Below are 6,575 nucleotides of genomic sequence, written 5' to 3'. Positions count from 1 at the left end.
TCCAATGGACTATGTAAAATCAACATCTGAGTGAGTGCCCACACAAATTGCATGATAACTAATTGTTAAAGAATTTGTTCCGTATGGAACACTGATTAATCGCATTCGTTAATCAGTGAACTTCGTAAGCTTTGCCCCGAAGCGGATGCGCATTGTACGCTTCCTAGTTTTGATGTCAACGTTTATTTTATAAAAAAGTGATTTATTTTTTAACTCACTTTTTAACGTTAACTGGGTTAAATGTTTCTTAATCAAATCACTTAACTTGTCAAAACAGACCTTTCATCTCCTTGATACGGCCTACTATGTATTTCCTACACAAACCTTCCTGAGTTGCCCCGTTGAAGTGGATGCGCATTTTAGAGATTTTCTTCGCTGGGTCAACCCTAAAATGCAAATTATTTACTTATATTAGTCTAAGTGTTCAAAGGTTGCACAATTTAATCAAAAAACAACCTTTGAACCTGAACTTTTATGAGTAATTGATTACATGCATAGGCCGCCATCAATTTCTACGACACGACCAGTAAAGAAGTCATTCTCGAAAATATACTTAGCGGTATGAGCTATTTCATCAGCTTCACCAAGACGTCCAACAGGTTTCATTTTTTCTAGTCTGTCACGCATTTCAGGCTTCATTGCATCAGTCATTGCTGTTCTGATCACCCCTGGCGCGATTGCACCAACACGTATATTGTGTCGGCCTAATTCTCTAGCCCAAGTTGTGGTCATCGCAACGACACCTGCTTTTGCTGCAGCATAGTTCGTTTGGCCTATATTACCTCCTCTTGCGATTGAAGACATATTTATAATGACACCTTCACCACCAGACTCAATCATATGAACTGCTGCTTCACGACCGCAAAGGAAAACGCCAGTTAAGTTAACGTCAATAACTGATTGGAAGTTTTCTATAGACATTTTCTTAGCTACTTTGCCATCTTTTACTTTAACAAACATGCCATCGCGTAATATACCAGCGTTATTTACTAAGCCATCTATACCATTGAAATCTTCATTAATCTTACTGAACGTTGTTTCAACATCACTTTCAACACTCACATTAGCGATGTAATAGCGTACCTTTACACCCTCTTGTTCAATTAATGCTGTACTTTCTTGTAATAATTCTTCATTCAAATCAATTAGCGCAATATTTGCTCCACTTTTTGCCAAACTGATCGCCATTGTTCTACCAAGGCCTTGTCCACCACCTGTGATGACAATTGTTTTATCTTGTAAATTCATTATGCTTCACTTTATTCTTTATTAAATAATTTAAAAATACTGGAGAAATCCTTACTACCTTCACCAGATGCAGCATGCATAGCATATAAGCTTCTAGCTAAGGCGCCCATAGGCGTTGAAGATTGGCTCATTAAAGCTGTTTCCATAGCAAGACCTAAATCTTTTGCCATTAAATCAACCATAAAACCACCTTGATAGTCATTTGAAGAAGGAACACCTTCCATTACATCAGGACAAGGGTTATAAACATCTAAAGTCCAGTTACTTCCTGAACTTTTGCTCATTATATTTGATAACACTTTAGGATCTAATCCGTTCGCTATGCCTAATTGAAGTGCCTCACTGGTTCCAACCATTAATACCGATAGCAACATGTTATTGCACACTTTCGCCACTTGACCGGCACCGTGATCACCAGCATGGAATATATTTTTACCCATTGCAGAAAGGACTGGCTGAACTCTATCAAACTCACCTGTTGAACCACCAACCATAAAGCTTAATGTTCCAGCAACTGCACCACCAACACCACCTGAAACGGGAGCATCGACAAACTCAATGCCTTTTACTGCTAGCGCCTTTGCAACTTTTTGTGAGGTTGCAGTATCAATTGTTGAGGAATCTATAACGATACTTCCAGCTGCAATATAGTTGATCAAACCTGTTTCTTCAGCAAGGTAAACAGCATCTACGTGTTTACCTGCAGGAAGCATAGATATAATAAAATCAGCACCATCTACACAATCTGAAGCTTTCGTAGCTGTTGTAGCGCCTTGTTCAACTACTTGATTTACTGCTGTAGCAGATAAGTCAAATACACAAACCTGATGACCTGCTTTAACTAAATTGATAGCCATAGGGCCACCCATATTACCTAATCCGATAAATGCAATCGTTGCCATTAACCTATCCTCTTAAAGTTTTTAAAAATCTTATTTTATTGTAAGTGATTGAAGTGGATGTTTACCTTCGTCCCACTTATTGATGAAAAACCAATCGATTGTGCTTTCATCTACCTCTTCAACTGATGGATAACGCCATTTTGGCTGGTTATCTTTATCGATAAGCAAAGCACGAACCCCTTCAACAAACTCACCAAACTGACCAGATTTAACTGAAAGGTTCAGTTCCATTCTAAAACAATCTGCTAGCGTTAAACCTCGGCCTTTTTCTAGTTGGCGGTAGGTGATTTGTGCACTCAATGGACTGCCATGCTTTAATGATTTTTGCCCACGATTAAACCATTTGTCATCAATGTCATGGGAAATGATGTTATCTACTATAGTTTTGAGGCTATCAGCATTAACTAGTTGCGATATTAGTGCTTGATGTTCCCTTAAATACGATTTTGGTAACTTAGTTTGACTCAGTTGCTCAAACTCTATGGTTAGTGCTGAGAGCTTTTCATGATTTAAAGAAACCGTATCCCCCCAGTTAATCGCTAATAAGTTTTCGACAAACTGCGCTTCTTTATCTTGGGAGATAAAGTAATCAGCTAATTTACTGTATTTTGCATCAGCTGCATTAATGCTGGCACCGGTCAGTCCTAAAAATAACCCTATACCATCGGGCATTTTGTTTAGAAAATAACTCCCACCAACATCTGGATACAAACCAATACTTATTTCTGGCATAGCAATTCGTGATGATTCAGTCACAATACGATGACTTGCTCCAACCATCATGCCTAAACCACCGCCCATCACAATACCACCACCCAAAACAACAAAAGGTTTATTGTAACTGTGAATTAAGTAATCTAATTGATACTCTTTAACAAAGTACTCTTCAATTGCAGGAGCGTAATCACCACGATGATTATTCATTTCTTGATAAAGATGAACTATATCACCACCAGCGCAGAAAGCTTTTTCACCCTCACCTTTTAGTAACACAAGTGCAATGTCATCATCTTGTTGCCATGTTAATAATTGAGGATATAACAAATCAATCATCTCACCGCTAAGCGCATTAAGTGAGCGCGGTGAGTTTAATGTAGCAATAGCGACTTTTTTACCGTTATCGCATAGTTGTTCTTCAAAGAGAACGACTTGTGTTTTGTCTGTCATGATCTATGCCTTATTTATTTTGCCAAACAGGTTTGCGCTTTTCTAAAAAGGCTTGAACCCCTTCTTTTTGATCTTCTGAGTCGAATAAATCTACGAAGGCTTGCCTCTCTTGAGGCAATGCTTCGTTTATTGGCATATGACGGTGTTTTTGAACTAATTTTTTACAGGCGGCAACCGCAACAGGGCTTTGCTTAGCCACTTTTTTAGCAAGCTCTACTGCTGTTGATAAACCTTCCCCTGATGGGACAACCTCTTCTACTAACCCAATAGTTTGTGCTTTAGCAGCATCGATTCGCTCACCACATAAAATCAAACGCTTAGTCCAACCTTCACCTACTAAAATAGCGAGGTTTTGTGTACCACCGGCACAAGGTAAAAGGCCGACTGTCGCTTCAGGTAAAGCCATAACAGCATGTTGTTCAGCAATTCTGATGTCACAGGCTAAAGCGACTTCTAAACCACCGCCCATGGCATAACCATTGATAGCCGCGATAGAAACTCCTCTAAATTGAGATAATGTTTCAAAGGCTTGACCAAAAATATCACTCATATCCTGTGCCACGGTTTTATCACCACTAGCAAAAACATTTAAATCTGCGCCAGCTGAGAAGAATTTTTCTCCACCGCCCGTAAGTACTAATGCATAGATATCTTTATCTTCATTCAATTCTAAAACTAAATCACGAAGATCTGCTAAGCTTTGTGCAGTCCAGGTATGTGCCGGAGGGTTATTAAACGTCACTACAGCAGTGTTTGCGTTTTTCTCAACTAATAAATAATCAGACATTTCGAATCCTAAATATAAAAATTATGACTGTGTGGTTACAATAATTGACCAGCACCTTCAGTTAGCAGTCGTCTTGCTATGATAAGACGCATAATTTCATTTGTTCCTTCGAGAATTTGATGAACTCTTACATCTCTAAAGTGACGCTCAATTGGATATTCTTTGATATAACCGTACCCACCATGAATTTGCAGTGCGGCATCACAAACTTGGAAACCAATATCTGTCGCAAAACGTTTCGCCATAGCACAATAAGCAGTTTTCTCTGGATCGTTTTGATCTAGCTTATAGGCTGCTAACCGCACAAGTTGTCTGGCCGCAACAAGCTCTGTCGCCATATCTGCTAGTTTAAATTGTAAGCCTTGAAAAGCGGCAATAGGTTTACCAAATTGTTGCCTCTCTTGCATGTATTCCATCGCCGTATTCAATGCTTGTTGTGCTGTACCAATAGAGCAAGTCGCAATATTAATACGGCCGCCATCAAGCCCTTTCATCGCTAAAGTAAAACCTTCTCCTTCTGAAGCAAGTAAGTTCTCTACAGGAACTTTAACGTTATCAAAGGTGATTAATCGTGTTGGTTGTGCATTCCAGCCAAGCTTTTCTTCTGCTTTACCGTAAATAACACCTTCAGCATCAGCAGGAATAACTAATGCTGATATACCTTTAGGGCCTGCTTCGCCCGTTCTAGCCATTACAACAAGTACATCTGTTTCGCCAGCGCCTGAAATAAACATCTTTGAGCCATTAACAATATAATGGTCACCATCTTTTTTAGCGCTTGTTCTTAATGAAGCCGCATCAGAGCCAGAGCCAGGCTCAGTCAAACAGTATGATGCTAGTTTTTCGCCTGTTACTAATTCAGGACACCAAGCTTCTTTAACACCATCAGTTGCCCATGTGGCGATCATCCATGTTGCCATATTATGAATAGTCATCATTGCCGTCGTAGTAGTACAGCCCATCGCCATTTGTTCAAAAATAATCGATGAGTCTAAACGACTTAAGCCTAAACCTCCGGCATCTTCAGGGGCATATAAACCACAAAAGCCTAACTCGCCTGCTTTTGCTATGACCTCTTTAGGAAAAATATGTTCCTGATCCCATTTAGCCGCGTTAGGAAGGAGTTCACTATCACTAAATTGTTTTGCCGTATCAGCAAACATTTGCTGATCTTCAGTTAAATCAAAATTCATTTTCTATTCCTAATTTATTCGCTTATAGCATTTCTAAAGCAATTGCCGTGGCTTCACCGCCACCAATACATAAAGAGGCAACACCTTTAGATAAACCTTTATTCTTCAATGCGTGAATTAATGTCACTATGATTCGAGCACCACTAGCGCCTAATGGGTGGCCTAGGGCGCATGCACCACCATTAACATTAACTTTATTAATGTCTAAATTTAAGTTTTTCACTGCTAGCATAGTTACCATGGCAAACGCTTCGTTGATTTCAAACAAATCCACGTCATGAGTTGTCCAACCTGCCTTATCAAGCAATTTGTTCATCGCACCTACTGGCGCAACCGTAAATTCAGCAGGCTTTTGAGCATGTGTTGCATGGGCAACGACTTTACATAGTGGAGTTAAGCCTTGCTCTTTAGCTTGTGATAATTTCATCATTACTAACGCAGCAGCTCCGTCTGATATAGAGCTTGAATTTGCTGCGGTGATAGTGCCATCTTTTTTAAATGCTGGGCGAAGTGATGGGATTTTATCAGGACGTGCGTTGCCAGGCTGCTCATCTATTTCAACCACAGTTTCGTTACGTCTTGATTTAACAGTTACCGGAGTAATTTCGTTGGTAAACGCACCTGTTTCAATGGCATTATTCGCTCGCTCTAATGAACGAATGGCAAACGTATCCATTTCTTCACGGCTAAAACCTGTTTCATCTGCCGTTTCTTGGGCAAAACACCCCATAGAAATACCATCGTAGGCATTTTCCAAACCATCTAGCATCATATGATCAATCACTTGACCATGTCCCATACGCATACCTGAGCGCGCTTTAGGCAAAATATATGGCGCATTACTCATGCTTTCCATACCACCAGCAATTGCTACATTAATAGAGCCAGCTAAAATTGCATCATGAGCTTGCATTGCGGCTTTCATACCAGAACCACATACTTTATTAATAGTGGTACAAACCGTTGATAGGTCTAACTCTGCTGCAATAGCAGCCTGACGAGCTGGCGCTTGTTTTAAACCTGCTGGTAAAACACATCCCATAATTACTTCATCAACTTGATCATTGGCAATGTTAGCCTCAGCCATTGCTGCCTTAATTGCAGATGCACCTAGCTGTGTTGCATCAACGCCAGATAAACAGCCACCGAAACCACCCATAGGTGTTCTCTTAGCTGAGACAATAACAATAGGATCGTGTGTCGACATGAAAATCTCCAAAAATTAATGAAATGATTTTAAGCTCATTTGATTGAACTTATAAAATACGAAAAATAATC

6 protein-coding genes are annotated in these 6,575 nt (G+C 39.8%); all 6 read right to left on the bottom strand.

Translation table 11 applies throughout. The annotated features are described in order from the left end of the window. Positions 1-486: 486 nt before the first annotated feature. Genes EPA86_RS16785 through EPA86_RS16760 form a run of 6 tightly spaced genes read right to left on the bottom strand, consistent with a single transcriptional unit; the run spans position 487 to position 6,504 of the window. Positions 487-1,248 (bottom strand): SDR family oxidoreductase, encoded by a 762-nt coding sequence (locus EPA86_RS16785; RefSeq protein WP_140605544.1) that lies wholly within the window; start codon positions 1,246-1,248, stop codon positions 487-489. Between the two features lie 11 nt (positions 1,249-1,259). After that, positions 1,260-2,150, bottom strand: a complete 891-nt coding sequence (mmsB, locus tag EPA86_RS16780) for a 3-hydroxyisobutyrate dehydrogenase (protein ID WP_140605543.1) — start codon at positions 2,148-2,150, stop codon at positions 1,260-1,262. 30 nt (positions 2,151-2,180) lie between these two features. Beyond that, a complete protein-coding gene (locus EPA86_RS16775) occupies positions 2,181-3,317 on the bottom strand; it encodes an enoyl-CoA hydratase/isomerase family protein (RefSeq protein WP_140605542.1) in 1,137 nt (378 codons plus the stop codon). A gap of 10 nt (positions 3,318-3,327) precedes the next feature. Then, complete coding sequence (locus tag EPA86_RS16770; protein WP_140605541.1) at positions 3,328-4,104, bottom strand: enoyl-CoA hydratase; 777 nt, start codon at positions 4,102-4,104, stop codon at positions 3,328-3,330. 35 nt (positions 4,105-4,139) lie between these two features. Next, a complete protein-coding gene (locus tag EPA86_RS16765) occupies positions 4,140-5,297 on the bottom strand; it encodes an acyl-CoA dehydrogenase family protein (protein ID WP_140605540.1) in 1,158 nt (385 codons plus the stop codon). 22 nt (positions 5,298-5,319) lie between these two features. Beyond that, on the bottom strand, positions 5,320-6,504 hold the full coding sequence (locus EPA86_RS16760; RefSeq protein ID WP_140605539.1) for an acetyl-CoA C-acyltransferase: 1,185 nt from the start codon (positions 6,502-6,504) through the stop codon (positions 5,320-5,322). Between the last annotated feature and the right edge of the window lie 71 nt (positions 6,505-6,575).

The sequence above is a fragment of the Litorilituus lipolyticus genome, assembly GCF_006439335.1.
Lineage (GTDB): Bacteria > Pseudomonadota > Gammaproteobacteria > Enterobacterales > Alteromonadaceae > Colwellia > Colwellia lipolytica.
The sequence above is the reverse complement of the archived record's forward strand: the minus strand, read 5'-3'. Positions and strand labels throughout refer to the sequence as shown.

What these genes read in the sequence shown, in the direction of transcription:
- mmsB (WP_140605543.1), bottom strand. Translation starts at nt 2,150, where the DNA reads ATGGCAACGATTGCATTTATCGGATTAGGTAATATGGGTGGCCCTATG.
- EPA86_RS16785 (WP_140605544.1), bottom strand. Translation starts at nt 1,248, where the DNA reads ATGAATTTACAAGATAAAACAATTGTCATCACAGGTGGTGGACAAGGC.
- EPA86_RS16765 (WP_140605540.1), bottom strand. Translation starts at nt 5,297, where the DNA reads ATGAATTTTGATTTAACTGAAGATCAGCAAATGTTTGCTGATACGGCA.
- EPA86_RS16760 (WP_140605539.1), bottom strand. Translation starts at nt 6,504, where the DNA reads ATGTCGACACACGATCCTATTGTTATTGTCTCAGCTAAGAGAACACCT.
- EPA86_RS16775 (WP_140605542.1), bottom strand. Translation starts at nt 3,317, where the DNA reads ATGACAGACAAAACACAAGTCGTTCTCTTTGAAGAACAACTATGCGAT.
- EPA86_RS16770 (WP_140605541.1), bottom strand. Translation starts at nt 4,104, where the DNA reads ATGTCTGATTATTTATTAGTTGAGAAAAACGCAAACACTGCTGTAGTG.